General features: G+C 65.2%; 22 protein-coding genes. 15 read left to right on the top strand and 7 right to left on the bottom strand.

All coding sequences use genetic code 11. The features are described from left to right. Positions 1-285: 285 nt before the first annotated feature. The gene (locus tag XH89_RS02565; protein WP_194465580.1) at positions 286-1,152 is read left to right on the top strand and encodes a hypothetical protein; all 867 of its coding nucleotides are present in this window, start codon (positions 286-288) and stop codon (positions 1,150-1,152) included. On the opposite strand, the gene XH89_RS02560 is transcribed toward XH89_RS02565, so the two are convergent. Further along, positions 1,153-2,406, bottom strand: coding sequence for a Spy/CpxP family protein refolding chaperone (locus XH89_RS02560; RefSeq protein ID WP_194468343.1), 1,254 nt, complete (start codon positions 2,404-2,406; stop codon positions 1,153-1,155). It lies immediately after the preceding gene. 341 nt (positions 2,407-2,747) lie between these two features. Next, positions 2,748-3,794, bottom strand: coding sequence for a LysM peptidoglycan-binding domain-containing protein (locus XH89_RS02555; RefSeq protein ID WP_194465579.1), 1,047 nt, complete (start codon positions 3,792-3,794; stop codon positions 2,748-2,750). A gap of 190 nt (positions 3,795-3,984) precedes the next feature. Between XH89_RS02555 and XH89_RS02550 the strand changes: the two genes are divergently transcribed. The 4 genes from XH89_RS02550 (at position 3,985) to XH89_RS02535 (ending at position 8,387) form a co-directional block, all read left to right on the top strand. Next, positions 3,985-4,683 carry a hypothetical protein gene (locus XH89_RS02550; protein WP_194465578.1) on the top strand — a complete coding sequence of 233 codons (699 nt, stop codon included), beginning with the start codon at positions 3,985-3,987 and terminating at the stop codon, positions 4,681-4,683. 148 nt (positions 4,684-4,831) lie between these two features. Further along, positions 4,832-7,495 carry an EAL domain-containing protein gene (locus XH89_RS02545; RefSeq protein WP_194465577.1) on the top strand — a complete coding sequence of 888 codons (2,664 nt, stop codon included), beginning with the start codon at positions 4,832-4,834 and terminating at the stop codon, positions 7,493-7,495. 191 nt (positions 7,496-7,686) lie between these two features. Beyond that, positions 7,687-8,046, top strand: coding sequence for a hypothetical protein (locus tag XH89_RS02540; protein ID WP_194465576.1), 360 nt, complete (start codon positions 7,687-7,689; stop codon positions 8,044-8,046). 80 nt (positions 8,047-8,126) lie between these two features. After that, entirely contained in the window at positions 8,127-8,387 is a 261-nt protein-coding gene (locus XH89_RS02535; protein ID WP_194465575.1) for a hypothetical protein, read from the top strand. A 13-nt stretch (positions 8,388-8,400) separates the two neighbouring features. Here XH89_RS02535 and XH89_RS02530 read toward each other — a convergent pair whose 3' ends face one another. Further along, positions 8,401-9,291, bottom strand: coding sequence for a LysR family transcriptional regulator (locus tag XH89_RS02530; protein ID WP_194465574.1), 891 nt, complete (start codon positions 9,289-9,291; stop codon positions 8,401-8,403). Positions 9,292-9,396: 105 nt separating this feature from the next. On the opposite strand from XH89_RS02530, the gene XH89_RS02525 reads away from it, so the two are divergent. Together XH89_RS02525 and XH89_RS02520 are read left to right on the top strand one after the other, a co-directional pair. Then, entirely contained in the window at positions 9,397-10,278 is an 882-nt protein-coding gene (locus XH89_RS02525; protein ID WP_194465573.1) for an SDR family oxidoreductase, read from the top strand. Positions 10,279-10,393: 115 nt separating this feature from the next. Then, positions 10,394-12,091 (top strand): GMC family oxidoreductase, encoded by a 1,698-nt coding sequence (locus tag XH89_RS02520; RefSeq protein ID WP_194465572.1) that lies wholly within the window; start codon positions 10,394-10,396, stop codon positions 12,089-12,091. Between the two features lie 151 nt (positions 12,092-12,242). Here the strand turns inward: XH89_RS02520 and XH89_RS02515 are convergent, their stop codons facing one another. From XH89_RS02515 to XH89_RS02510, 3 genes are all read right to left on the bottom strand, one after another. Next, on the bottom strand, positions 12,243-14,342 hold the full coding sequence (locus XH89_RS02515; protein WP_194465571.1) for a methyl-accepting chemotaxis protein: 2,100 nt from the start codon (positions 14,340-14,342) through the stop codon (positions 12,243-12,245). Positions 14,343-14,491: 149 nt separating this feature from the next. Then, positions 14,492-14,614 carry a hypothetical protein gene (locus XH89_RS41805; protein WP_256440042.1) on the bottom strand — a complete coding sequence of 41 codons (123 nt, stop codon included), beginning with the start codon at positions 14,612-14,614 and terminating at the stop codon, positions 14,492-14,494. 137 nt (positions 14,615-14,751) lie between these two features. After that, entirely contained in the window at positions 14,752-14,943 is a 192-nt protein-coding gene (locus XH89_RS02510; protein ID WP_194465570.1) for a hypothetical protein, read from the bottom strand. A 151-nt stretch (positions 14,944-15,094) separates the two neighbouring features. Here XH89_RS02510 and XH89_RS02505 point away from each other — a divergent pair, with 151 nt between their 5' ends. From XH89_RS02505 to XH89_RS02490, 4 genes are all read left to right on the top strand, one after another. Beyond that, positions 15,095-15,232 (top strand): hypothetical protein, encoded by a 138-nt coding sequence (locus tag XH89_RS02505; RefSeq protein WP_194465569.1) that lies wholly within the window; start codon positions 15,095-15,097, stop codon positions 15,230-15,232. Between the two features lie 127 nt (positions 15,233-15,359). Then, positions 15,360-16,502 carry a beta-propeller fold lactonase family protein gene (locus tag XH89_RS02500; protein WP_194465568.1) on the top strand — a complete coding sequence of 381 codons (1,143 nt, stop codon included), beginning with the start codon at positions 15,360-15,362 and terminating at the stop codon, positions 16,500-16,502. A 70-nt stretch (positions 16,503-16,572) separates the two neighbouring features. After that, the gene (locus XH89_RS02495; protein ID WP_246767718.1) at positions 16,573-16,767 is read left to right on the top strand and encodes a hypothetical protein; all 195 of its coding nucleotides are present in this window, start codon (positions 16,573-16,575) and stop codon (positions 16,765-16,767) included. 178 nt (positions 16,768-16,945) lie between these two features. Beyond that, on the top strand, positions 16,946-17,824 hold the full coding sequence (locus XH89_RS02490; protein ID WP_194465567.1) for an efflux RND transporter periplasmic adaptor subunit: 879 nt from the start codon (positions 16,946-16,948) through the stop codon (positions 17,822-17,824). A 256-nt stretch (positions 17,825-18,080) separates the two neighbouring features. On the opposite strand, the gene XH89_RS02485 is transcribed toward XH89_RS02490, so the two are convergent. After that, entirely contained in the window at positions 18,081-18,929 is an 849-nt protein-coding gene (locus XH89_RS02485; RefSeq protein ID WP_194465566.1) for a caspase family protein, read from the bottom strand. A gap of 411 nt (positions 18,930-19,340) precedes the next feature. Between XH89_RS02485 and XH89_RS02480 the strand changes: the two genes are divergently transcribed. The 4 genes from XH89_RS02480 to XH89_RS02465 all read left to right on the top strand — a co-directional run bounded on the left by XH89_RS02480 (position 19,341) and on the right by XH89_RS02465 (position 23,425). Beyond that, on the top strand, positions 19,341-21,068 hold the full coding sequence (locus XH89_RS02480; protein WP_194465565.1) for a hypothetical protein: 1,728 nt from the start codon (positions 19,341-19,343) through the stop codon (positions 21,066-21,068). A 276-nt stretch (positions 21,069-21,344) separates the two neighbouring features. Beyond that, on the top strand, positions 21,345-22,070 hold the full coding sequence (locus tag XH89_RS02475; RefSeq protein WP_194465564.1) for a thermonuclease family protein: 726 nt from the start codon (positions 21,345-21,347) through the stop codon (positions 22,068-22,070). A 3-nt stretch (positions 22,071-22,073) separates the two neighbouring features. Further along, on the top strand, positions 22,074-22,241 hold the full coding sequence (locus tag XH89_RS02470) for a hypothetical protein (RefSeq protein WP_194465563.1): 168 nt from the start codon (positions 22,074-22,076) through the stop codon (positions 22,239-22,241). Further along, entirely contained in the window at positions 22,238-23,425 is a 1,188-nt protein-coding gene (locus XH89_RS02465; protein WP_194465562.1) for an alanine--glyoxylate aminotransferase family protein, read from the top strand. The genes XH89_RS02470 and XH89_RS02465 overlap by 4 nt, the downstream gene beginning before the upstream one ends. Positions 23,426-23,610: the final 185 nt, after the last annotated feature.

Here is a 23,610-nt window from a genome sequence, read left to right as displayed (position 1 = left end):
ACGAAAGTCGAAAACAACCCCATGCACAGTAGCCAAGGCTCCGGCGGCATTGCGAAGATTTGATTTATTGCGGATTTTACGAAATTTCCTTTGACGCGTCGGGCAAAACACCGGCATGATGGCATCATCGGCGTTTGCGCGATGTCTCATCCAACATCTGACGTACGTGGATCAGCAAGTTGCCGTCGTCCCGGCGAAGGTTGGGACACGCACGAACCACATCGCTGCTCCCCGCGACTAACCCTCGCCTCAACGACGAGGCTGAGCTTCGGATGGGAGAGACACGTGGCATTTGCCTTGCCGTCGCGTGCGTATGATTTGCAGATGCTGGACCGTCCCGCTGATCGCGCGCGCGACCATGGCTGGGTCTACGGCCTGCCGCCGGGCATCAGCAGCGAGCAATGGCCGCTCGATGCCGTCACCGGTTATCCGCTGATGCACGGCTTCACCTTGAGGCTGCCGGACGATTACCGCGTGCATGGCGAGGACATCGTCGCGGTGTCGTTCTTTGCGACCGCGCCCGACCACAATGACGGCGGCGCGCCCGACGATCCTGAAATCCGCGAGGCGGTGAAGGCGCGCTCCGTCCATCCGCGCCTCTCCCGCATGACCGACATCCTCGACTACGACTATGCCGCGCTGCTGCTGACCAAGGCCGAATATGACGGCGCGTTCGCAACGCCGCCGGCGCCGCTGGCGCTCGCAACCGCCGATCGGCCGCGCTGGCTCGATGTCGGCGGCGCCAGCGCGTTCCATGAAGCTGCCGCGCCTCACGCGAGAAAGATGTTCGCAGCTCCACCGCGCGCCGATCTCGCCGAGAACCGCGCCATTGCGCTCACCCCGCGCGCCGATGACCCCAATGCCGGCAAATCTCCGCAGGACGGGCCTGCGAGCCGCATTGCGCCCTCAGGCTATCAGCCGTTCTACTACTATGTCGGTGGCGTGCCGGGCCGCGACAATTTCCGCCTGCACGATTGGGCCAGGGACCACGCCCCGAACCATCTCGGCGGCACGATGCGTCCGTGCCAGTCCGTGCCCGAGATGAGCCCGTTCTACATCGAGTTCGAGGAATATTTCGGCGGCTACAATTTCGGCGGCGGCAACGCCCAGCTCGACTTCAGGGATATGAAGTTCGACTGGGCGTGCGGGTGATTACGTCCCCCGCTTCGGCCCGATCGCCTCGAAGCCGGCCTTCTGCTCGTCACTCAGATCGGCCTCGAAATCATCGAGTGCGTCGGCAACGCCAGCCACCGCTTGCAGCATCGTCTGGAGCCGCGCCTTGACGGCGGCGAGGCGGGCCTGCGGGGTTGCTTCCGCCTTCATCGGGCAAGAGCTCAGCGTCTGCATGGTGCGGAGCGTGGTGTCCTGGAGCACGTCGAGGCGGGCGCGTCCGGTGTCGTCGAGCTTCAGCGTGGAGGCGATGTCGTCAGCGGGCCATTGCTGCTGCACGAGCTGCTCGTACTGACGCTGGGCCTGCACATCGTAGCGGGGATCGTAGTTGGGATCGCAGGCGGCGGCGCCTTGCGCGTTCTTGTGCTGGGCGGACGCAAGCGCCGCCTGGCGCTCCCTTGCCAGCGAGTCGAGCTTGGCTTTTTGGCCGTCATCGAGGAGGTCGATGAATTTTGTCAGCGGCTGCGCCAGCGCATCCGTGGCCTTGATCATCGCATCCAGACGGGCCTGCATCACGCCGAGACGCTCCGCCGCCGTAACCGGCGCCTGCGCCGGGCACGAGGCGCGGATGGTGTCGCGCGCCCCATTCCAGGCGGTTGCGAGCTCGTCGAGCGCGGTGCGCTGCATCTCGTTCGGCTGCACGGCGCTCGCGATGCGGTCGACAGGCAAGCCGCCGGTATCGCTGCCGTCGCAGACCGTCTCCACCGACGGGACTTTTCGGCCACGGCGGCCCTGCGGCGCGGTGTAGGCGGCGAGCTCCGGCGCCGCATAGGGCGCGAACAGAGCGGCATAGATATCGCCATAGCCGTAGAGCGAGAGGCCGGTAGTATCGCCATAGATCACCGCGGTGGTGAGATCGTCATGCGCGAACGGCCAGAACAGCGGCCCGACCCAGCCATAGCTGCCGTCGGGGTGACGCCACCAGCCCTGCGGGCTGCGGCCGCCATGCCAGCCCGACAGCGCAGCCTGCGCCGTGAGCGCCGCGCGCACGACATAGGGATTGAAGGGCTGGCGCTCGCTACCGCGCGGATCCTGCGATCTCAGTGCAGCCGAGCGATAGCGGCCGCCGCGCACCGCCATGCGAGCGTGGCGCAGCCGGGACAGGCCGATGACGTGGCCGACGGCAAAGCGTGCAATGCCGAGCGGCCCGCCGCGCAATCCGAACTGCGCCCTGGCCGTATTCGGCAGCAACATTGTCAGAAGCACCAGCAGCGCGCCGGCAAGCGCGATCCCCATGCGCGATCTCGATATGACCACCGGGTTGACCACCGAGCCGATCACCTCTTGGCCCTCCTCCAGCGCCAAGCACGCATCACGTCACAGGGAGAAGACTCGCGAGGGAACCAATTGTTCCGCGGCGAGACGGTCAAAGAATCGCAGATCTATGAGTCGTTATCGCGGCGAGCGCCGCTCTTTACCTCGCCCCGCTTGCGGGGAGAAGTCGGATCGCGAAGCGATCCGGGTGAGGGGGTACAGGTCTATCGAAAGACAACGCTCGAGGAGAGAGCCTCTATCCCGCCCTCTCCACGTAAGAACGGGGCGAGGGAGACGAACGACCACCGTCTCGGCTGCAACTGTCACTGCGTTTTTTGCGGCACCAGGACGGTCTGGCCGGGATAGATCAGATTGGGATTGTGGATCTTTTCGCGGTTGGCGTTGAAGATCACCGCATAGCGGGCGCCGTCACCGTAAGCGAGCCGGCTCAAGGCCCAGAGGCTGTCGCCACGGGAAATCACGCGGCTGCTGCCGGCCTCCGTCGTCGCAGGAGCGAGGGCATCCGCGGGCGAGGCCGATGCGACCGTCGGACCCGTCGGCACCCGCGCCATGGACTTGGGCTTGGGCGCGCCCATCATGCGCGGCCGAACCGCCGAGCGCTCCGGCGTCGCGGCGAGACGCGGCGCCGGCAGCGAGGCGACGACGTCGGATTTGTCGTCCGGCTTTTCGGCAGGCTTCGTCTCCTGCTTCGCAGCCACGGCGGCGGGCGCGGGCGGCGGCGCGGCGTCAGCGATTTTCACCGGCATGGTTCGGCTGGATTGCGTGACGGTGCCATCGGGCGCCCTGGCGCGCAGCGCCAGCTCATAGCTGCCGGCGGGAAGTTTTGGCGGGGTCATCACGAACTGGCCGGATGCATCGGCCACCACGCTGTCGAGCGGCTGTCCGTCGCGCAACAGCTCCACCTTCGATCCCGGTGCGGCCTGCCCCGCGATCACCGCGGCCTCGCCGTGATCGTCGACGCGCGCGACGTCGAAACGGGGACCGGCCTCCGTGACTGACGGTTGCGGCTTCGCCGGCGCGACATCGGCCAGTGCCGTGACCTGCTTCTGGGTCTCGGCGAGCGCCTCCGGCTTCGGCGCGCCGGCCGTTCCCGGCGAGGCGGACGGTTTGGGTTGTGCCACCGCAGCGAGCTTCGGATCAGTCTTCGGCTCGACTTTGGACTCGGCTTTGGGTTCGACCTGAGCTTGCGCGTTAGGCTCGGCCTTCGCCGCAGCCTTGCTCTCGGGTTTGGCATCGGTGCTCGCCCCACCCGGCAGCATGTGGCGGAGCTCGGTCGGGCCGATCACCAGCACGGTGCCGACCACCGCGATCAGACAGAATGCAATGAAGGCCTTGGATGCGGTAATCATCAGTCCTCAAGCCTTGATCAAATCTCTGGGGCGCAAATCAACTCCGGCAAATTGCGCGGTTTTGGCTGCGGCAGCAAGACGGTCGAAGGGATGAACCGAGCTGGCCCTTCCAGCGTCAAATCAGCGAGGCCGCATCAAAGCCCATTCTTATCACAGCCCATTCTTGGCGGCTATTTTTTAGGAATTTCACATGACCGCTTTTTACCGCGCCGCGCCATGGCTGGCGCTCGCCCTGACGCTTGCCGCCGCCCCCGCGCTTGCCGCCTCCGGCCCGCCGGCCGGGTTCGTTCTCACCGACGATGCCGATCTCGCCTTCACCTCGCCCGACGGCGCCACCAAGCTCGAGCAGTACACGAAGGACCCCGGCACTTTTGACATCAAATGGCAGGTCTGGGCCCGACGCGGCGACCAGATGACCGAGCTGAAGCCGGAGCAGGGTTATGGCGCCGGTTTCCGCTTCACCGCGGACTCGCAATGGCTGGTGCGGATGCAGAAGACCGGCTCGGGCGAGCAGGATCTGTTTCTCTATCGTGCCGAGAACGGAACCTTTGTCAGCGCAACAAAGAAATCGCTCAGCGATCTCGCCTGGGCCTATTTCTACAGCCGGCCGGAGACGAAGCACTTCGCCAAGCTCGACTTCCACATCACGGCCAATCTGTTGAAGGGGACGGAAGAGGCCTATCACTGGCTCGGCGTGGACTGGCCCAACAACCGCTATCTCGTGATCGGCCTCGGGGGCGAATACGACAAGCACCCGAAAAACACCGTCATGAAGGGGCTTGGTGGCTGGCAATGCCGCTATGACCTCCAGACCGGAAAATTCGACGTGCCTGCGATCTTCGCCAAGGAGAATGCGGAGGCGCTGAAATGGGAAGTGAAGCGGGAGTGAAACCGGCCCCGCGATCACCGCGCTTCGCCGCGTCCCTCACGCCTCGCGCCAACCCCCTGATTTTGTTCCGATTCATAGTTCCCTAACCCTTAATGGTAACGGGCTCTTGTCGGTTTTGCTGCATCTTGCCTCTTAAGGGGAGGACGGGATGGGCGCTTCAATCCGATGGACCGCGCGACTGCGCGCGCTGCTTCGCCGTTGGCGGGGCGCGCCACAGACGTGGCTGATCGTCGGCGGCTTCGTGCTGATGGCGGCGATGGCTATCGGCACCGGGCTCACCGTCGAGCGCTTCCGCCAGAATGCGATCGAGACCGGCCGCGACAGCCTGGAAAGCTCGGTGCGCCTGCTCGCCCGCCATTTCGACCGCGAGTTCGAGGATTTCGCGGTGCTCCAGAAGAGCATCATCGCGGAACTCGAGAGCCATGGCATCGAATCCGCCGATGTGTTCCGCAGCGAGATGGGCACGCTCGCCGTGCATGAGGTGCTGCGCGCCAAGGCCAGCGGCTGGTCCGACGTCGCCGGCGCCAATGTGTTCGATGCGAGCGGCGTGCTGATCAATTCGTCGAGGCGCTGGCCCGTTGCCGATGTCTCGGTGTCGGATCGCCGCTATTTCAACCGCCTCAAGAACGATCCGGCCTTGCAGGAAGAGATCGAGGTCGTGCCCGGCCGGCTCGGCACCGGTCCGGCAATCGTGTTCGCGCGGCGCGTGTCGGGGCCGCACGGCGAGTTCCTCGGCCTGGTGTCGCGCGCCATTACGCCGGAGCAGCTCGAATCCTTCTTCGCCTCGATCGGCCTCGACGAGGAGTCCTCGGTCGCGATGCATCACCAGAACGGCCAGTTGCTGGCGCGCGTTCCGCATGTCGATGCCATGATCGGGCAGAACTACCGCGGCGGCTCGCCCGAACAGATCGCCATATTCGAGCGCGGCTCCGTCACGACCGAGCTGACAAGCCCGATCGACGGCAAGGACCGGATCGTCGCCTCGCGCCTGCTGACCGGCGAGCCGCTGGTCGTGGTCGCCACCAAATCGCTGGACGCGGCGCTCGCCACCTGGCGCACCCAGACCAAATTCTTCGTCGCCGTGGCCGTGCTGTCGATCGGCCTGCTCGTGCTGACGCTGTTCCTGATCTTCCGTCAGGTGACGCATCGCCTCTCGCTGGAGAAGCAGCGGCTCGACACCGCGATGAACACGATGACGCAGGGCCTTCTGATGTTCGATCAGGACCAGCGGCTCATCGTCTGCAACCGCCGCTACATCGACATGTACGGGCTCTCGACCGCGGTGGTGAAACCCGGCGTCGATTTCCGCGACGTGATCCAGCATCGCGCCGACACCGGCTCGTTCGAGGGCGACGTCGATGCCTATTGCGACAAGATCCTGAGCCAGGTCGGGCTGACCCAGAGCCGCATCGTCGAGACCTCCGATGGCCGCCTGATCGAAATCAAGAACCAACCCAGCGCGGCCGGCGGCTGGCTCGCCACTCATGACGACGTCACCGAGCGCATCCGCGCCGATGAGCGCATCGCGCATATGGCGCATTATGACGCGCTGACCGACCTGCCCAACCGCGTGCTGATGCGCGGACATCTGGAACGGCGTGTGGCGGAGCTCGCCCACGGCAATCCGTTCGCAATCCTCTATATCGACGTCGACGAATTCAAGGGCGTCAACGATTCGCTCGGCCACGAGGTCGGCGACGAATTGCTGCGCCAGGTCGCAAGCCGCCTGCGCGCCTGCGTCAGCGGCAACGATCTGGTGGCGCGGCTCGGCGGTGACGAGTTCGCGATCATCAAGGCCGGCACGAAAGACCAGGCCGAGCTGACGGCGCTCGCCGAACAGATCCTGACATCGCTGCGCCTGCCGGTGGACTGCAAGGGGCAGGAGATTTCGACCGACGCCAGCATCGGCATCGCGATCGCGCCCGACCATGGCGACGTCATCGATGACCTGCTCAAGCGGGCCGATCTTGCGATGTACGCCGCGAAGTCAGAGGGACGCGGCACCTTCCGCATCTTCGTGCCCGAATACGACGCCAAGGCGCGGCAGCGCCGCCAGCTCGAGCTCGATCTGCGCCAGGCGCTGGTCCGCGGCGAGTTCGAGGTGCACTACCAGCCGCTGGTCGATCTCTCCGCCAATGTCGTCACCGGCTGCGAGGCGCTGCTGCGCTGGCGCCATCCGGAGCGCGGCATGGTCTCGCCCGCGGATTTCATTCCAATTGCGGAAGACACCGGCCTGATCGGCGAGATCGGCGAATGGGTTTTGAGGCAGGCCTGCCTCGAGGCCGCCTCCTGGCCCGGCGACATCCACATCGCGGTCAACGTCTCGCCGGTGCAGTTCCGCTCCAGGACGCTGGCGCTGAAGGTCGCCGCGGCGCTCGCCGAATCGGGGCTGGCACCGGGACGGCTCGAGCTCGAGATCACCGAGACCGTGCTGATCCGCGACGACGAGGAGGCGCTGACCATCCTGCAGCAGCTGCGCGAGCTCGGCGTGCGCATCGCGCTCGACGATTTCGGCACCGGCTATTCGTCGCTGAGCTATCTGCACCGCTTCCCGTTCGACAAGATCAAGATCGACCGCAGCTTCATCAGCGACATCGGCGAGCCCGCCGATTCCTCGCCGATCGTGCAGGCCGTGGTGCACATGGCCGCGGCCCGGCACATGGCGACGACGGCGGAAGGCGTCGAGACAGAAGCCCAGCGCGAAGTGCTGCGTCAGCTCGGATGCAGCCAGATGCAGGGCTGGCTGTTCAGCCCGGCGGTGCCGGCGACGAAGCTGAAGCAATTGCTGTCGAAGCAGGCGGCCGCGGCGTAAGGCCATCTCCGCCCTTCAGACCCTCTGTCGTCCGTCAGAAGAATTAGGATCGAACCGAGTAGTTTGCGGTTATAGCGCTGCTGCGACGACCGGAACCTGACCGGCGGACGTCAGCCGACATTGCATCACGCGCACTTGCAGGCAGCTTTCGCCTGCGCGCGTGCGCGTCTGCGCAGACAGAGCGAGGCGACATGACGTTCGCGCATTTCCGGATGATCCCTTTGATAGCAGCCGCTGCCGTGATCGGCCTTGCCGCGCAGGCACGCGACGACGGCCGTTATGCGAACTCGCCGCTCAAGGGCTGGTTCGAGGGCCTGCAGAGCAAGGGCGGCGGCCCATGCTGCGCGGATGCCGACGGCACGGCGCTCGACGATGTCGACTGGGAGACGCGTGGCGGGCATTACCGGGTCCGGATCCAGGGCGAATGGATCGAGGTGCCTGATGACACCGTGATCACCGAGCCGAACCGGGTCGGCCGCACCATCGTCTGGCCCTATTACATCAACGGCCGCGCCACGATCCGCTGCTTCATGCCGGGCAGCATGACGTGAAATCATCGCAGCAACCGATCGCCCTCGGGCGACTTTGGACCGCATCTTGTATTCGCGCGGCGCTGCCATATCTCATCGGCATGAAGAAGCTCACACGCGTTCAGGACCACGCCATTCAGGCGTTCATGGCGGGCATCGTCGGCGCCGAGACGTTCGACCACGTCTTCGCGGGCATCCGCTTCGACGAGATCGAGGGCACGATGCTCTACGCCTTCGCCAGGAACGAGGACGTCGCCGCCGACATCGAGGACAGCTACTCGCCGCTGATCGCCGCCGTTGCCTCGCGGGTGCTGAACAAGCAGGTCGACGTCGTCGTCGTGATGCCCAAGGTTCTGCAATAGGCTATCGTTTCGCTCAGTCGACGAATGCTGCGAGCTCCTCGGGTGCACCCGAAGGAAAAGCTTCCTTCAGGCAGTCGATGAACGCTGATACGCGCGCGCTCAGCAGTCGGCGTGATGGATAGAGCGTCCAGAGAGTGATCTCTGGTCCGTCGACATTCCCCCAATGCACCAGCCTGCCGGCTTCGAGATCCCGACTCACGAGCGAGACGGGGAGCCGCGCAGCACCGACACCTGCGCGAACAGCATCGCGGATCATGATGAGCGATGACAGGCGAAGCACGGGTTCGATCGCGATCTGCGCGCCTCCGCCTTCAGTCACCACAGCCCAGACGGAGGTCATGTCGCCCGCGCCGCGCACCACGGCCGGCACCTTGAGATCGCCCGTGGGACGACGAAGCTTCGGGCTCGCCACCACCACCAGCCGATCGCGCAGAAAGATTCGCCCGACAAGGCTTTCGTCCGGATCCGGATTGACGCGGATCACCAGATCATAGCCCTCCTCGATCATGTCGACGGAGCGATCTTCCGTCGTGACCTCGAGCCGGACCTCGGGACATTTCAGCGCAAAGATCGCGGCCAGCTTTCCCATCGCGGTCTGCGAGAACACCAGCGGCACGCTGATCCGCAACCTGCCGCGCGGCCTGTCTGCACCGGAAGCGATCGCTGCCGCCGTCTCGTCGAGTTCGGCGAGCAGCGTCCCCGTCCGCTCGTAGAGCGCCCGCCCTTCCTGCGTGAGTTTCAATGCGCGGACCCCGCGCTCGAACAGGCGCAGATCGAGGCTGCTCTCCAGTTCGGAGACCCGGCGCGACAGCGTTGCCTTCGGCCGCCCCGAGGCCCGCGCGGCCCGGCCAAACCCGCCGTGCCGGGCGACCAGATTGAAGTCAGCAAGCGCAAGCAGATCCATATGTTTCACCAGTGAGACACGCGGTCTAAAAATAGCGCCTATCGGTCCAAATGTGGATCACTAATTTGCAGGGTGTCTTCCAACCCCCATCAAGGAGTGACCCCCATGACCATCCTCGTGACCGGCGCCACCGGCCGTGTCGGCCGCCATGTTGTCGAACAGCTCGTCCAGCGCGGCGCCAAGGTGCGCGTGCTGACCCGTGACCCCGCGAAGGCCGAATTCCCTGATAGCGTCGAGGTCGCCAAGGGGGACCTTCTCGACATCGAGGCAGTGCGCGCCGCGTTCGACGGCGTCAGAACACTGTTCCTGCTGAACGCCGTGACCGGCGACGAATTCACGCAGGCGATCATCACGCTGAACATCGCCCGCGAGGCCGGTGTCGAGCGGGTCGTCTATCAGTCGGTGTTCGACGCCGACGGGGCCGTGAACGTGCCGCACTTCGCGGTGAAATCGGGCGCCGAGCGCATGCTCGAGCGGATGGGCTTCAGCGCCACCATCCTGCGCCCGAGCTACTTCATCGACAACGAGCTGATGATCAAGGACGTGATCCTCAATCATGGCGTCTATCCGATGCCGATCGGCAGCAAGGGTGTCGCCATGGTCGATGCCCGCGACATCGCCGAGGTCGCCGCGATCGAACTGATCCGCCGCGACCAGGCTTCGGACAAGCTTCCGCTTCAGACCATCAATCTGGTCGGCCCCGACACGTTGACCGGTCCAGGCGTCGCGAAGATCTGGTCGGACCTGCTCGGCCGCCCGATCGTCTATGGTGGCGATGACCCCAGCGGATTCGAGCAGAACATGGCGACCTTCATGCCGAAGTGGACGGCCTACGAGATGCGCCTGATGGCCGAGCGCTATGTCACCGACGGCATGATCCCCGAGGCTGGCGACGTCGAACGGCTCACCAGGATTCTCGGTCGTCCGCTGCACTCTTATCGCGATTTCGCGGCCGAGATCGCCGCGAGCGCGACAAAGTCCGCGTGACGATGGCAGCAACGAGCCCCTGATGTCGTCGCGACGCGACATCAGGGGCTTTGGCGTGACCTCGCGATCAAACCACGCTACTTTCTTGGGACAAGAACAAGAGGAAACGCCAATCGTGTACGACTACATTATCGTGGGCGGCGGCTCGGCAGGGTCCGTGCTGGCCCACCGGCTCTCCGCCAGGAGTGCCAACAAGGTCCTGCTGTGCGAAGCCGGACAGGACACACCACCGGGCAACGAGCCAGCCGAAATCAGGGACAGCTATCCGGGCACCGCCTATTTCGATCCGCGCTTTCACTGGACCGAGCTCAAGGTTACGACGCAGGTCGTCAGCCACAATAATCCGAATGAAGCGCGTCCGCCCTTGCGCAAATACGAGCAGGCGCGCGTGCTCGGTGGCGGCTCGTCCATCAACGGCCAGATGGCCAATCGCGGCGCACCGACCGACTACGACGAATGGGAATCGCGTGGCGCCGAGGGCTGGGCGTGGGCCGACGTGCTGCCTTTCTTCAAGAAAGTGGAGCGTGATCTCGATTTCGACGGGCCGTATCACGGCAAGGACGGACGGATTCCTGTGCGCCGCATCCCGAGGGAGCACTGGACGCGACATTCGCAGGCCTTCGCCGACGCCTTCCAGCAGGCCGGCCATCAATATTTGCCCGACCAGAACGGCGAGTTCGTCGACGGCTATTTCGCGGTGACGCATTCCAACCAGGCCGAGCAGCGCGTCTCGGCCGCGATGGGCTATCTCGATCGCGACACCCGCAAGCGCGCCAATCTCACCATCTCGACCAACACGCAGGTGAGGGAACTGCTGTTCGAGGGCACGCGATGCGTCGGCGTGAAGGCTGTGATCGACGGCCGCGAGCAGGAATTCCGCGGACGCGAGATCATTCTCTCCTCAGGCGCTATTCACTCGCCGGCGCATCTCTTGCGCGCCGGCATCGGGCCGGTCGGTCACCTCAAGGATCTGGGCATTCCGGTGCTGATGGGGCTCGCCGGCGTCGGCCAGCGCCTGATGGATCATCCCTCGATCTCGCTGTCGTCCTTTGTCCGCCGCGGTGCGCGCATGAACGAGCACACCAGGCGGCACATGCAGCTTGGCCTGCGCTATTCGTCAGGACTTGAAGGCGTGCCGAAGGGCGACATGTTCGTCGTCGTACTTTCCAAGTCGGCCTGGCACGCGGTCGGCGCGCAGATCGGCTCGCTGCTCACCTTCGTCAACAAGACCTATTCCGAGACCGGACAGGTCAAGCTTGCTTCGCGCGATCCCTCAGCCGAGCCGATCGTCGAGTTCAACCTCTTGTCCGACCGGCGCGACCTCGAGCGCCTGATGAGCGGCTTCCGCAAGATGGCCGCCATCCAGATGAGCGACATCGTGAAGAAGGTGACGGACAAGCCGTTCCCGGCCGCCTACACCGACAAGGTCCGCAAAATCGGCGTGGTCAACACCCAGAACAAGATCCTGACCCGGATCGCCGCAACGCTGATGGATGGACCTGCGGCGCTGCGCCATTACCTGATCGACAATTTCGTCGTCGAAGGCTTCACCTTCGATGACGTGATCAACGACGACGAAGCGCTGGAAGCCTTCGTGCGCAAGGCCACCATCGGCGTCTGGCACGCCTCCTGCTCATGCCGGATGGGCCGCGCCGACGATCCCATGGCGGTCGTCGACACCGAGGGCCGCGTCAAAGGCATTCAGGGCCTGCGCGTCGTCGACGCCTCGATCTTCCCGGTGGTGCCGTGCGCCAACACCAATTTTCCCGTGCTGATGTCGGCGGAGAAGATTGCGGCCGCGATGGTGCAGTAGTCGGCTGGGCTCTCGTGTCCCGGGCGCAGCGCAGCGTGCAACGTTGCGCTGCTGAACCGGGACCCAGAATGCCGCGGCATGGGCCCCGGCTCTGCAGCGCACCGTCGAAGCGACGCTGCGCTGCGTCCGGGGGCACGGGACCATCGCCGTCTTACGCCGCCCTGAGATCGCCGACGAAGCGGTCGACGTCGCGCTTGAGGTCGTCCGACAGGCGCGCCAGCATCTGGGCGGAGTCCAGCACTTCGCCGGCGGCAGCACCGGTCTCGCCGGCGGCCTGCGACACGCCGGAGATGTGTCGCGAGACCTCGTTGGTGCCTTGCGAGGCCTGCTGCACGTTGCGCGCGATCTCGCGCGTCGCCGCGCCCTGCTCCTCGACGGCAGCCGCGATTGCGGCTGCGATCTCGTTGACGCGCTGGATGGTGGTGCCGATCGACTGGATTGCGCTTACCGAGGAATGGGTCGCGCCCTGGATCGCAGCGACCTGTCCGGTGATTTCTTCGGTCGCCTTCGCGGTCTGCGTGGCGAGGTTCTTCACCTCGGAAGCCACCACCGCAAAGCCGCGTCCGGCTTCGCCGGCGCGCGCGGCCTCGATGGTGGCGTTGAGCGCGAGCAGATTGGTCTGCTCGGCAATGCCGGTGATCAGCGCGACGACGTCGCCGATGCGCTGGGCGGCATCGGCCAGCGCCTGCACCTCGCTATTGGTGCGATCGGCCTCGCTGGCGGCGGCACTCGCGATGCTGGAGGATTCGGCGACCTGGCGGCTGATCTCGCTGATCGAGGCCGACAGCTCTTCCGTGGCCGCCGCAACCGTCTGCACGTTGGAGGAGGCATCGCCCGACAGGCTCGCGACCGAGGCCGCCTTGGACGAGCCCTGCTCGGCGGTCGACGACATCGACTGCGCGGTGGCGTTGAGCTCGCCGGAGGCCGAGGCCAGCGTGTGCAGCGATTCCGTCACCGTCTTCTCGAACTGCTCGATCAGCCGCTCGACCGCGAGCTGACGCCGCTCCTTGCGGCCCTGCTCCGCAGCCTGCTCCTCGGCGAGGCGATCGCCCGCGATCATGTTGTCCTTGAACACCGACACCGCGCGCGACATTTCCCCGATCTCGTCGCCACGCTCGATCCCCGCGAGCTCGATCGCATAGTCGCGCTCGGCCAGCCGGCGCATCGCCTGCGTCAGCTTGCGGATCGGCGCACTGACGCGGCGGTTCACCAGGATGAAGCCGAACACCGTGATGGCGAGCGCGACCAGCATCATCGCGCCGTTGAACAGGAGGCTCCATTTCGCCGATGTCATCTGCTGACCGGCGCGAAAGACCATTTCGGCCAGCGCGGCCTGGCCGGCCTCGACGTAGAAATTGAGGATGGCGGTGTTGAGCTTGGCAAGCTCCACGCCCTTGATGTCGATGGTCTGGTTGTTGCTCAGCGCCTTGATGAGACCCTGCTGGCGCTCGACCATGGCGACGGCGTCGCCCTGTTTCGAGCGCGAGATCACGTCGGTGAGGCTCGCCGGGGCGTCAGTGCGGCTGGCCGCATCCTGCACCTGGCTCCAGGCCTGCTTGGCACGGCCGGCATCCTCGGCCGCCCCGACGATGTCGGCGGCAGTCCAGGGCTTGGCGGCGGCGGCCGCCGCCTCGAGACGGATCGCGATGAAGCCGCCGAAATTGCGCGCGGCCCAGGCCGATTGCTTCACGCCCAGCAGGTGATCGACCACGGGGTCCGTGAGCTTGAGGGCATTCTCCAGATCGAAGGTCAAAGCGAGGATGGCGTCGAGATAATCCTGCGCAGTCTTCCGGAAGTCGTCGGCCACCTTGGTGTCGCGTGCCGCTTTCGGCTGATGGATCAGGGCTTCGGCCTTGGTCCGCAGCGGCATCAGCGCATCATGGAGTGCAACGAGCTTGCCCAAAAGGACGGCAAGGCGGGAATCGGACACGCCATCGAGGCGTTCGAGCACGATCTTGTAGGCCGCTTCCGACGACTGCCGGTTGGCGGCGATCCGGTCGTCGGCAGCGGCATCGGCCGCCTCTTCCGCGACCAGTGCCGACAGGAAGGTGCCGCGCTCGATCCGGAAGCCGAGGAGAGCCGCGAAAAGCTGCTGGTCGGTGCCGGCGTAGCGCTCGACCTTCTGCGCCGCGCTGTTGCGCTCGATGGCGCCAAACAGCCCGGTCGAGAGTTGCCCGACCAGGAACAGGCCGAGCACGCCGATGATGGCGCCGAGAACAGAACGAATGGAAGGATTGCCGAACAATGCCATAGGGAGCGCCGGATCTCTGAATCGAAAAAAGATGCAGAAAAATACCGGCGTGCCCCTAAGATTTGGTTCACCAAACAGGCCCGGCCCGCAGCGCGTCCGGGATCACTCAATTTGGACCGATGAGCGGTGGCGACGTCAGGTCGCCTGGCTCATTTCGCCCGCCTGGCGGCCTGGATCTCGACGAACTCGGCGTCCGGATGCGCAACGATCGTGGTGAACATGATGCCGCTGATGATGAGCGACCAGGCGGTGTCCCAATAAATCCAAAACACTTTCCAGCCTCCGCTTTGCCAGCCTCCGTTGTGGCGTCCTCCGCCCGGGGGGATCGGGGTAACGACGACAGCAGACTGCCGTTCCCTGGAGATTCCCGTGGCCGGGGCCTGCGACCCAAAGCAATAGCAGGCAAAGCTTAGCGCTTTCTGGTGTTGGTCGACGAGACCTCGCGACCGGTTTGATTGGCTTTGCCGGTGCGGCGCTTTGCCACGACATCTTCGTCGTGCCCGCCTTCGCGCGGACGCGGCGGCGGCTTGGGCTGGCCGGACTGGCCGCCGTGCTTGCCACCCATGTCGGGCTTACCTTCGAGGTCGTTTTCGCGAGGCATGCCGGGTCAATGCGCGCGGCCGGCAATGGTTCGTCATTTGATCGCGCGCTTATTCGGCTGTGAACGAGTTCATAGGGCCGCCACCTTTTGCGGTGCACGATGGTTGGCGCGCCCCGAGCGCATCGAACCTTCGACGGACGGATTTGGCCTGATGCGGAAGCAACTCGTCGCCTGGACCATCCTGACTTCGGCTCTGGTTGCCGTCGCCGTCTGGACTGTGCTTGGTCCGCCCAACCATGCGGCCGGCCCGCATCTGCCCTCGCGCGACCTGACCGCGTCAGTGCGGTAGATTCCGTTCGGTCCTGCATCGATACAATTCCAGCATCGATCAATTCCATCTGGATTTTGGTGCTGGGGAACCCGGGCCGCTATCCTCCACCGCAAAACGACAACGCCATATCGGCAGGAGGACGCCCTTGACCACACCGACTCGCCCCGCATCGCGCGCCGCGATCGCCACCACACTGTTCACCGCTCTTGTCAGCTCTCTTGCCCTCGCATCCGGAGTCCGTGCCGGCATGGCCGAAACCTTCGCCTATGTCGGCAATGCCGACTCCAACGACATCAGCGTGTTCAAGCTCGCCGAGAGCGGCGAGATGACACCGGTACAGACCGCCACCTTCACGGGCGTCGACAAGCCGGGCCCCTCGACACCGCTCGCAATCACGCCGGACCACCACGTGCTGATCGCCGGCGTCCGCTCGCAGCCGTTCGTTGCCGTCAGTTTTGCGATTGATCCCAAGACGGGCTTGCTCAGCCATATCGGCAACGGGCCGCTCGCCGACAGCATGGCCAATATCGCAACCGACCGCAGCGGCAAGGTGCTGTTCAGCGCCTCCTATGGCGGCAACAAGGTCGCGCTGAATCCGCTTTCACCGAACGGCGTCGTCGCCGAGCCCAAGCAGGTGATCCCGACCGGGCTGAACGCGCATGCCTTCCTGCCCTCGCCCGACAACCGCTTCGTGTTCGCGACCAATCTCGGCTCCGACCAGGTGCTGAGCTTTGCGTTCGACGCCGCTGCCGGCACGCTGACACCGAACGATCCGCCGGCGATCAAGACGCCGGAGAAGTCAGGCCCGCGGCACTTCGTGTTCCATCCGGGCGGCAAGTTCGTCTATCTCATCCACGAGCTGAACGGGGACGTCGCGGCATTCAGCTATGAAGCCAAGAGCGGCGCCTGGAGCGAAATCCAGCGCACCACCGCGCTGCCCGAGGGCTTCAACGGAAAAGACGCTGGTCAAAAACCTTGGGCCGCCGACATCCACATCACCCCCGACGGCCGCTTCCTCTATGCCTCGGAGCGCACCACCAGCACGCTCACCGCCTACAAGGTCGACGCATCATCAGGCAAGCTGACCACGATCGGCAGCGTGCCGACCGAGAAGCAGCCGCGCGGCTTCAACATCGACCCCACCAGCCGCTACCTCGCCGCCGTCGGCGAGCTGTCGGACGGCATGACGGTCTACGCCATCGACCAGACCAGCGGCGCGGTCAGCAAGCTGAAATCCTATCCGACCGGCAAGAAGCCGAACTGGGTGGAGTTCCTGAGCCTGCCGTGAATGTCTGCCAACGCGACTGCGCCCGAACCTACGTAAACATCCGTAGTTTCGGGCGGCGTCCGGATTCTCCATGTTGCAGGGCATGGACCGCCAGATCATCTTCAGATGCCCGCAGACCGGCATGAACGTGCAGTACCGGCTTGCCGCCGCGCCGGCCGATGGCACCAACACGCACGTCTCGGTGGCGTGCCCCGCCTGCACACGCCTGCATTTCATCAACCGGTCGACTGGCCAGATCCTCGGCGAGAAGCGGCGCCGCGACTGACGCGCGGCCGGATCTCGACCAGCGCTGCGGGCGAACCTCGCCGCCAATCCCGCGACTAATCAACAGCCCCTCCTGCCGACCCCGGCGGCGGCGCCCTCCGCCCTGGGCGGTCTCGCCCCATGGCCGGCCGAACCGCCATCTGCTATCGATTGATCTCGTGGATCCCGTGGAATTTCCGATGCGTCATTTGTCTCGAGGCCTATTCCCCGCAGCCATCGCCGGAGTGCTCGTCTTCGGCCAATATCCGGCCGGCGCCGCCGATGACGACGCGCCCAAGGGGCCCGCGGTCACGGTGCTGAAGGCAGCAAAGTCCTGCTTCTCCGACATCGTCGAGGCCACCGGCTCGATCATCGCGCGCGAGGAGACCTCGGTGCGGCCCGAGCGTCCGGGGCTGAAGGTGACGGAGGTGCTGGCCGAAGCCGGCGAGACCACGACGGCCGGCCAGGTGCTGGCGCGGCTGGCGCTGCCCGAAGGCGGCACGCTGCAGGTCACCGCCCCCGTGGCCGGCGTCATCGCCACTTCGACCGCGCAGATCGGCAACCTCGCCTCGGCCAAGGGAGAGGCGCTGTTCACCATCGTCGCGCGCAGCGAATATGACCTCGTCGGACTGGTCGCGACCAACGATGTCAGAAAGCTCGCGGTCAATCAGCCGACCACCGTGCGCATTGCCGGCGCCGGCGATATCGACGGCAAGGTGCGCCGCATCGGCCCGACCGTCGAGCCGAACATCCAGCAGGGCATGGTCTATATCGGCATCTCCTCGCAGAAGCGGCTGCTGCTCAACGCAAGCGGACGCGCGCTGATCAAGACCGGCCAGAGCTGCAACGTCGCGGTGCCGCTCACCGCCGTGCAATATTCATCCGCCGGCACCGTGGTGCAGGTGATCCGCCGCAATCGCGTCGAGACCAAGCGTGTCGAGATCGGCCTGATGTCGGGCGGCAATATCGAGGTCCGCGACGGCCTCAACGAAGGCGACATCGTCGTCGCTCGCGCCGGCGCGCTGCTGCGCGAAGGCGATCCGGTGCGCCCGGTGATGGCCGCGGAAGCGGCGAAGTAGGTCGCGCCACACCCGTCATTGCGAGGAGCTCTTGCGACGAAGCAATCCAGCGTCCTTCCGCGGAGGGATTCTGGATTGCTTCGCTGCGCTCGCAATGACGGTGGAGAGGCAGACGTGCTTTACGCACGCATGCCGTAGGGTGGGCAAAGCGGAAGCGTGCCCACGTCTTCCATCGAATTAAACCATGGAGAGATGGTGGGCACGGCGCTTTGCGCCTTTGCCCACCCTACGAGAGCTCGCAAGTCCCCGGAAAAAACTAGCCGCCGGCCTGGTCGAACTGCACGTCCTCGAGCAGCGAGGAGGAGACGGTCGGGACCTGATCGCCTTCGGAGGCGCGGGAGATGGCGACGCGGGTCTTGTTGAAGACGCTTTCCGCGCTGCCCTGGCCATTGAGATTGTTCAGGAGTTCGCTAACCAGCGTCGAGTGCTCGCCCTTGCCGTCGTCGACGACCTTGCCGGGCGAAGCGGACGAAAGAATCAGCGCATTGTCAGGCGTGCCGATCGGCGCGAGACCGTGCGAATAGGACCGGAAACGACGCTCATAGGGATTGCGGCGGGATGCATCGACGACGACGAGCTTGGCCTTGGCGCCCTGCTGCTTCATCATGTCGAGCACGCCTTCGATCGAGACGCCCTGGCGGCGGACGTCGCTTTCCTTCCAGATCACGGCATCGACCGGCAGCATGTAGCTCTCGCGGCCGGCCTGCACGCCATAGCCGCCGAAGAACAGCATGACGGTGGTGTCGTGCTTGATGCGGGACTTCAGGCGGTTGACGGCGCGGACCATGTCATCCTTGCTCGCGTCTTCCACCATGTCGACGTCAAAACCGTTCTTGCGCAAGCTGGAGGACAGCGCGCGGGCGTCATTGATCGACTGCGTCAGCGGCGCGCTGGCGTCGGGATAGTGACCATTGCCGATAACGAGCGCCAGGCGCGAGGTCTGGCCGACCGAGCCCGTGACCTGGTCGGTCGAAACGGCCTTGGCGGCGTCGAGCGCGCGCATGTTGAGGGCAGCATGGGCGCCGATCGCCAGCGACACCGTGCCGATGAGGGCCGCGGCGAGCGCAATCGAGCGTTTGGAAATGTCGAGCTGCCTTACATTCATCTCGGTTCATTCCTGTCAGTGCCAAAGACCTGCCAAGCGCGCGCACACTGTTTGAGTAGCGCGATGGCGTCTCTAGGTTTGAGGGATCGGCCGGGGATGTGTCCCCGAATTGCGCGCAATTTGCGGCGCCGCACCAAACAAACCCTTAACCGGATATAGGCTCGCGGGCAATAGATTGCCAAAAATTGAGTTAACCTACTGATTTACATGCATATTTTTCGCCTCCATTTTCGCCATTTTCCGCCTTCCCCGTAGCCTTCCGGGGCCAGACCATGCAGGTCTCATGCCCGATATTTCCGTGACATCAGTCACATTTGTATTTCCTGCGAATCCGGGTAGCTTTTTCAACGGCTTGCGGAGGATGGGTCGCCGACTTGGCCCCGCAAAAGTCCCCCCGCGACCAGGTATTTCATGAGCTTTCACTATTTCGCAGGTGCCGCGTGCCGGGCGTTGACGGCGCGGAAAGACGGCCCCTCCCTTTACGACGTCTGCGATCCCGTATTGTCGGGCCAAGCCAGCGGCGATCCGCACCTCGCCAAATTCTACAAGACCGCGCTCGGCAATCCCGCATTGCGGATGCTGCTGCGTCGCGCCGGATTGAGCGAGCTGCGCGACGAGGCGAGGCTGACCCGGCTGCGCGCGGCGTTGGTCCGCGCCCGCGACGATGCCGAGCCCGACTGGGCTGCGGTCGGCCAGCCCGTGGCCGAGCTCGTCGACAGCATCGCGCTCGATCATCCCAGGCCGCCGCCGGCCGCGTCCGCCGGCGCCATGCCGGCCCCGGCACAGATCGACGGCGTGATCCGCGACTGCGCGCAACATTTGCTCGGCTCGTATCGCAAGAACGGCTTTCTGCCGACCTATGCCGCGTTCAATCTGGTCGGCGACCCTGATGTCCGCGGGCGCGAGCTGATCATGGCGCTCACCGGGCTCAATGCGCGCGGTTACAAGAACTCGTCGCTGCTGTTCAACCTCGCACGCGTCTTCATCGCGCGCTCGCCCGCGGCCGCCGTGGTCAATCCACCCTGGACAGGTATCGCCGAGCCGATGTGGGAGCCGGTGCAGATCCGGCACCGCTCGGCCTATTACGATGCGTTCTTCATCGAGGCATTGCTCGGCTATGTCGAGACCGGGCTGGCTTCAGCGGCCGACAAGGCGGCGGCGGAGCGCGCCATCGCCGACATGGTCGATTTCTGCGTCAACATCAGCCGCGAAGAGGTCGAAGGCATCGGCGGTCGGCGCTTCAACGTCATCACCGCGCTGGCGCCCGCGCCGCATCCGCGCTTTTCGCGCTTTTTCGCGCAGATCAAGCAGGATCTCGGCTTCGGCATCTACGTGCCTGATTGCGACACCACGGCGTGCTCGATCTCCGCGGCGACGCAGGCCCGCTGCACCGATCCGATCATCGACCAGCCGCTGTTGGATTTCTACGCAGGCTACCAGGTGCAGGCCGGCGTCAACGAGCCGCGCGTGACAGTGCCGCTCAACGACCTCATCGACTATGAGGGCGGCGTTGTGACCTGGATCGACAACCTCAGGGGCGAGCGGCCCTATGGCAATGACCTCGATCCGACGCTCAATCTCGACATTCTCGAGGTGAGCTTTCGCAATCTGGCGCGCTGGAAGATCCTGGAGACGCCGTCACGGCTTGCGACCGTGCATCGCATCATCGGCTTCCAGAAGCGCCTGGCTGCGAGCGGCGCCTTCGCCAATCCGCGCTCGCACATCTACTATTTGCCGGAACTCTACAGCGCCTATTTCGGCCGCTGCTATGCCGCCTTCCTGGCATTGCCGCTGGCAGCTCAGGCCGCGATCGATCCCGCCGGCGATTTCGATTTCATTCGCCACCGCGTGCTGTCCTACGTCCAGGGCGAGCTGATAGCCGCCGAGATGAACGTGTTCGATGCCGCGCTGGCGCTGATCGCGCTCGGCCATCTCGGCGCCGACCCACGCGCCTTCGCGCCCGCGCTGAACGTGATCGTCGGCGCCATCGGCGAAGGCGGCCGCCGCGGCCCGTTCCGCGCCTATGAATGGAACAAGATGAAGACGCCAACGCGGATCCTGGTCGGAGGCCCTGAGGTGACGTCGGCCTTCGTGCTGATGGGGCTTGCGGTGGCGAAGCGGGCGATGGCGCGGGGGTGAGGTCGCCGAGATCTCGTGCCCCGGACGCGGCGCGGCACGCAGTGATGCGACGCAGAGCCGGGGCCCATGCCTCCGAGAGATTCGCCCGTGATTTTCTGGGTCCCGGCTCTGCGGAGCGGCGTTACACGCCGCACCGCGTCCGGGACACGAGAGCCGAGACCTCCCTCGCAATGACGGGAAGTTGAAACCCGTTCTGTTCGGCATATGCTGGCCTGAAGGCCCAAAGCCGACCACAATTGCGCGGCTGTATCGAGATTTCATCACACGCGGACCGGCATGTTGCGAAAATTCCTGATTGCGCTGTCTTTGCTCAGCTTGCCGTCGCTGGCGCTCGCCGCCGACATCACCGGCACCGCAAAGATCCGCGACGGCGATTCCGTCCTGATCGGCAACACGCGGGTTCGGCTCGGCGGCATCGACGCGCCGTCAGTCGACCAGCTCTGCCTCAACACCAAGAGCGAGCGCTGGACCTGCGGTGTCGCCGCGCGCGACGAGCTCGCCAAATATGCCGACGGCAAGAACTGGGTCTGCCATGCCCGCTCGATCGATCGGCGCGGCCGCACCGTGGCGCGTTGCGAGGTCGGCGGCGAGGACATCCAGAAATGGCTGGTGCGCAGCGGCTGGGCGCTGGCCTATACCCGCATGTCCCACGATTACGATGCCGACGAGACGGCCGCGCGCGACGCCAAGGCCGGGATGTGGCAGGGCGCCTTCATCGCACCCTGGGACTGGCGCGTGCGCAACAAGAAGACCGCGATCCTGGGCGCCACCAAGCCGCCGGAGGGCGCCCATGCGGTGCTGCTCGCCTCGGCCTCGGGGCCGGTCGCACCATCGCCGGATTGCACCATCAAGGGCAACGTCAACAGCGCCGGTGAATGCATCTATCACCAGCCAACCAGCCGCTGGTATGCCCAGATCAAGATGAAGATCAGCAAGGGCACCCGCTGGTTCTGCTCGGTCGAGGAGGCCGAGGCCGCCGGCTGCCGCGAGACCAAGAGATAGGGCATGGTCCGGAAAGGTGTGACGCGGCTTTCCGACAAGACCATGCTCAAAACACAAAAAGCCGCCCCAGACCTGCGTTTTGCGCGCTTTTCTCAAGGGCGCGCGCCGCGTAAAAGTATGAATCAGCAACCCACCAGCCTGTTCTCAAGCAACAAGGACCAACAGCAATGACCGTTCGCGCGGGCCGGGAATTTCTGGCCATCCCCGGGCCCACCACGATGCCCGACGCGGTGCTGCAGGCGATGCATCGTCCGGCGATCGATATCTACTCCAAGCAGATGACCGACCTGACCGAGAGCTTGCTCCGGGACATCGGAAAGCTGTTTTCGACCAAGGGCAAGTCCTACATCTACATTGCCAACGGCCACGGTGCCTGGGAAGCGGCGCTGAGCAACGTGTTGTCGCGCGGCGACAAGGTGCTCGTGCTGGAGAGCGGACGCTTCGCGATCGGCTGGGGCAATGCGGCAGCCCTGATGGGCGCCGAGGTCGAGGTGCTGAAGGGCGACTGGCGCCGCGCGGTACGACCGCATGAGGTCGAGGAGCGCCTCCGCCGCGATACCGAGCACACCATCAAGGCCGTGGTCGTCGTCCAGGTCGACACGGCCTCGGGCGTGCAGAACGACATCGAGGCGATCGGCAAGGCGATCAAGGCCGCCGGCCATCCCGCGCTCTACATGGTCGACACCGTGGCCTCGCTCGGCTGCATGCCGTTCGAGATGGACAAATGGGGTGTCGACGTCGCGATGTCCGGCTCGCAGAAGGGCCTGATGACGCCACCCGGCCTCGGCTTCGTCTCCGCCAACGAACGCGCCCTCGAAGTGCACAGACGCGCGAACATGGCGACGCCCTATTGGAGCTGGAGCGAGCGCGAAGGCACCGAGCATTACCGCAAATATGCCGGCACCGCGCCGGTGCATCTGTTGTTCGCGCTGCGCCAGGCCATCGATCTCCTGCATGAGGAGGGCCTTGAGAACGCGTTCCGCCGCCATGCTCTGCTCGGCGAAGCCACCCGCCGCGCGGTCGGCGCCTGGACCGAGGGCCAGGTGCTCGGCTTCAACGTCGCCGAACCGCATGAGCGCTCCAACACCGTGACCACGGTGACCATGACCACCGGCCACGATCCCGCGCTGCTGCAGCGTTATTGCAAGGAGAAGTGCGGCGTCGTGCTCGGCACCGGCATCGGCGACCTCTCGGGCCAGGCCTTCCGCATCGCCCATATGGGCCACGTCAACGCACCGATGCTGCTCGGCACGCTCGGGGTCATCGAGGTCGGGTTGAATGCGCTGAAAATCCCGCACGGCAAGGGCGGGCTCGAGGCCGCGGTTGCGTATCTCGGCGAGCAGGTGGCGGTGTAGGCGGAATCACAAGCTCCGCGGCGTCCCGGCGAAAGCCGGGACCCAATACCGCGTGATCTCTCAGTAGGCGTGGTCGCAGTACCGCACCTAAACCTATTCACAACTAGTCTTCGCCAAACTTCTCCCTGTGGTTATGGGTCCCGGATCTGCGCTTCGCTTGTCCGGGACGACTGCGGAGTTTGCCG

Source organism: Bradyrhizobium sp. CCBAU 53340 (assembly GCF_015291645.1).
Classification (GTDB): Bacteria; Pseudomonadota; Alphaproteobacteria; order Rhizobiales; family Xanthobacteraceae; genus Bradyrhizobium.
Note: the sequence above shows the minus strand (reverse complement) of the source record. Positions and strands in the feature narration are given on the sequence as shown.

Excerpts from the sequence above, each read along its gene's own strand:
- XH89_RS02510 (WP_194465570.1), bottom strand. The coding sequence starts at position 14,943 with ATGCCTCGCGAAAACGACCTCGAAGGTAAGCCCGACATGGGTGGCAAG.
- XH89_RS02470 (WP_194465563.1), top strand. The coding sequence starts at position 22,074 with ATGGTCCGGAAAGGTGTGACGCGGCTTTCCGACAAGACCATGCTCAAA.
- XH89_RS02480 (WP_194465565.1), top strand. The coding sequence starts at position 19,341 with ATGAGCTTTCACTATTTCGCAGGTGCCGCGTGCCGGGCGTTGACGGCG.
- XH89_RS02530 (WP_194465574.1), bottom strand. The coding sequence starts at position 9,291 with ATGGATCTGCTTGCGCTTGCTGACTTCAATCTGGTCGCCCGGCACGGC.
- XH89_RS02485 (WP_194465566.1), bottom strand. The coding sequence starts at position 18,929 with ATGAATGTAAGGCAGCTCGACATTTCCAAACGCTCGATTGCGCTCGCC.
- XH89_RS02555 (WP_194465579.1), bottom strand. The coding sequence starts at position 3,794 with ATGATTACCGCATCCAAGGCCTTCATTGCATTCTGTCTGATCGCGGTG.
- XH89_RS02560 (WP_194468343.1), bottom strand. The coding sequence starts at position 2,406 with ATGGGGATCGCGCTTGCCGGCGCGCTGCTGGTGCTTCTGACAATGTTG.
- XH89_RS02505 (WP_194465569.1), top strand. The coding sequence starts at position 15,095 with ATGCGGAAGCAACTCGTCGCCTGGACCATCCTGACTTCGGCTCTGGTT.
- XH89_RS02490 (WP_194465567.1), top strand. The coding sequence starts at position 16,946 with ATGCGTCATTTGTCTCGAGGCCTATTCCCCGCAGCCATCGCCGGAGTG.
- XH89_RS02465 (WP_194465562.1), top strand. The coding sequence starts at position 22,238 with ATGACCGTTCGCGCGGGCCGGGAATTTCTGGCCATCCCCGGGCCCACC.
- XH89_RS02525 (WP_194465573.1), top strand. The coding sequence starts at position 9,397 with ATGACCATCCTCGTGACCGGCGCCACCGGCCGTGTCGGCCGCCATGTT.
- XH89_RS02545 (WP_194465577.1), top strand. The coding sequence starts at position 4,832 with ATGGGCGCTTCAATCCGATGGACCGCGCGACTGCGCGCGCTGCTTCGC.
- XH89_RS02540 (WP_194465576.1), top strand. The coding sequence starts at position 7,687 with ATGACGTTCGCGCATTTCCGGATGATCCCTTTGATAGCAGCCGCTGCC.
- XH89_RS02475 (WP_194465564.1), top strand. The coding sequence starts at position 21,345 with ATGTTGCGAAAATTCCTGATTGCGCTGTCTTTGCTCAGCTTGCCGTCG.
- XH89_RS02550 (WP_194465578.1), top strand. The coding sequence starts at position 3,985 with ATGACCGCTTTTTACCGCGCCGCGCCATGGCTGGCGCTCGCCCTGACG.
- XH89_RS02515 (WP_194465571.1), bottom strand. The coding sequence starts at position 14,342 with ATGGCATTGTTCGGCAATCCTTCCATTCGTTCTGTTCTCGGCGCCATC.
- XH89_RS02535 (WP_194465575.1), top strand. The coding sequence starts at position 8,127 with ATGAAGAAGCTCACACGCGTTCAGGACCACGCCATTCAGGCGTTCATG.
- XH89_RS02495 (WP_246767718.1), top strand. The coding sequence starts at position 16,573 with ATGTTGCAGGGCATGGACCGCCAGATCATCTTCAGATGCCCGCAGACC.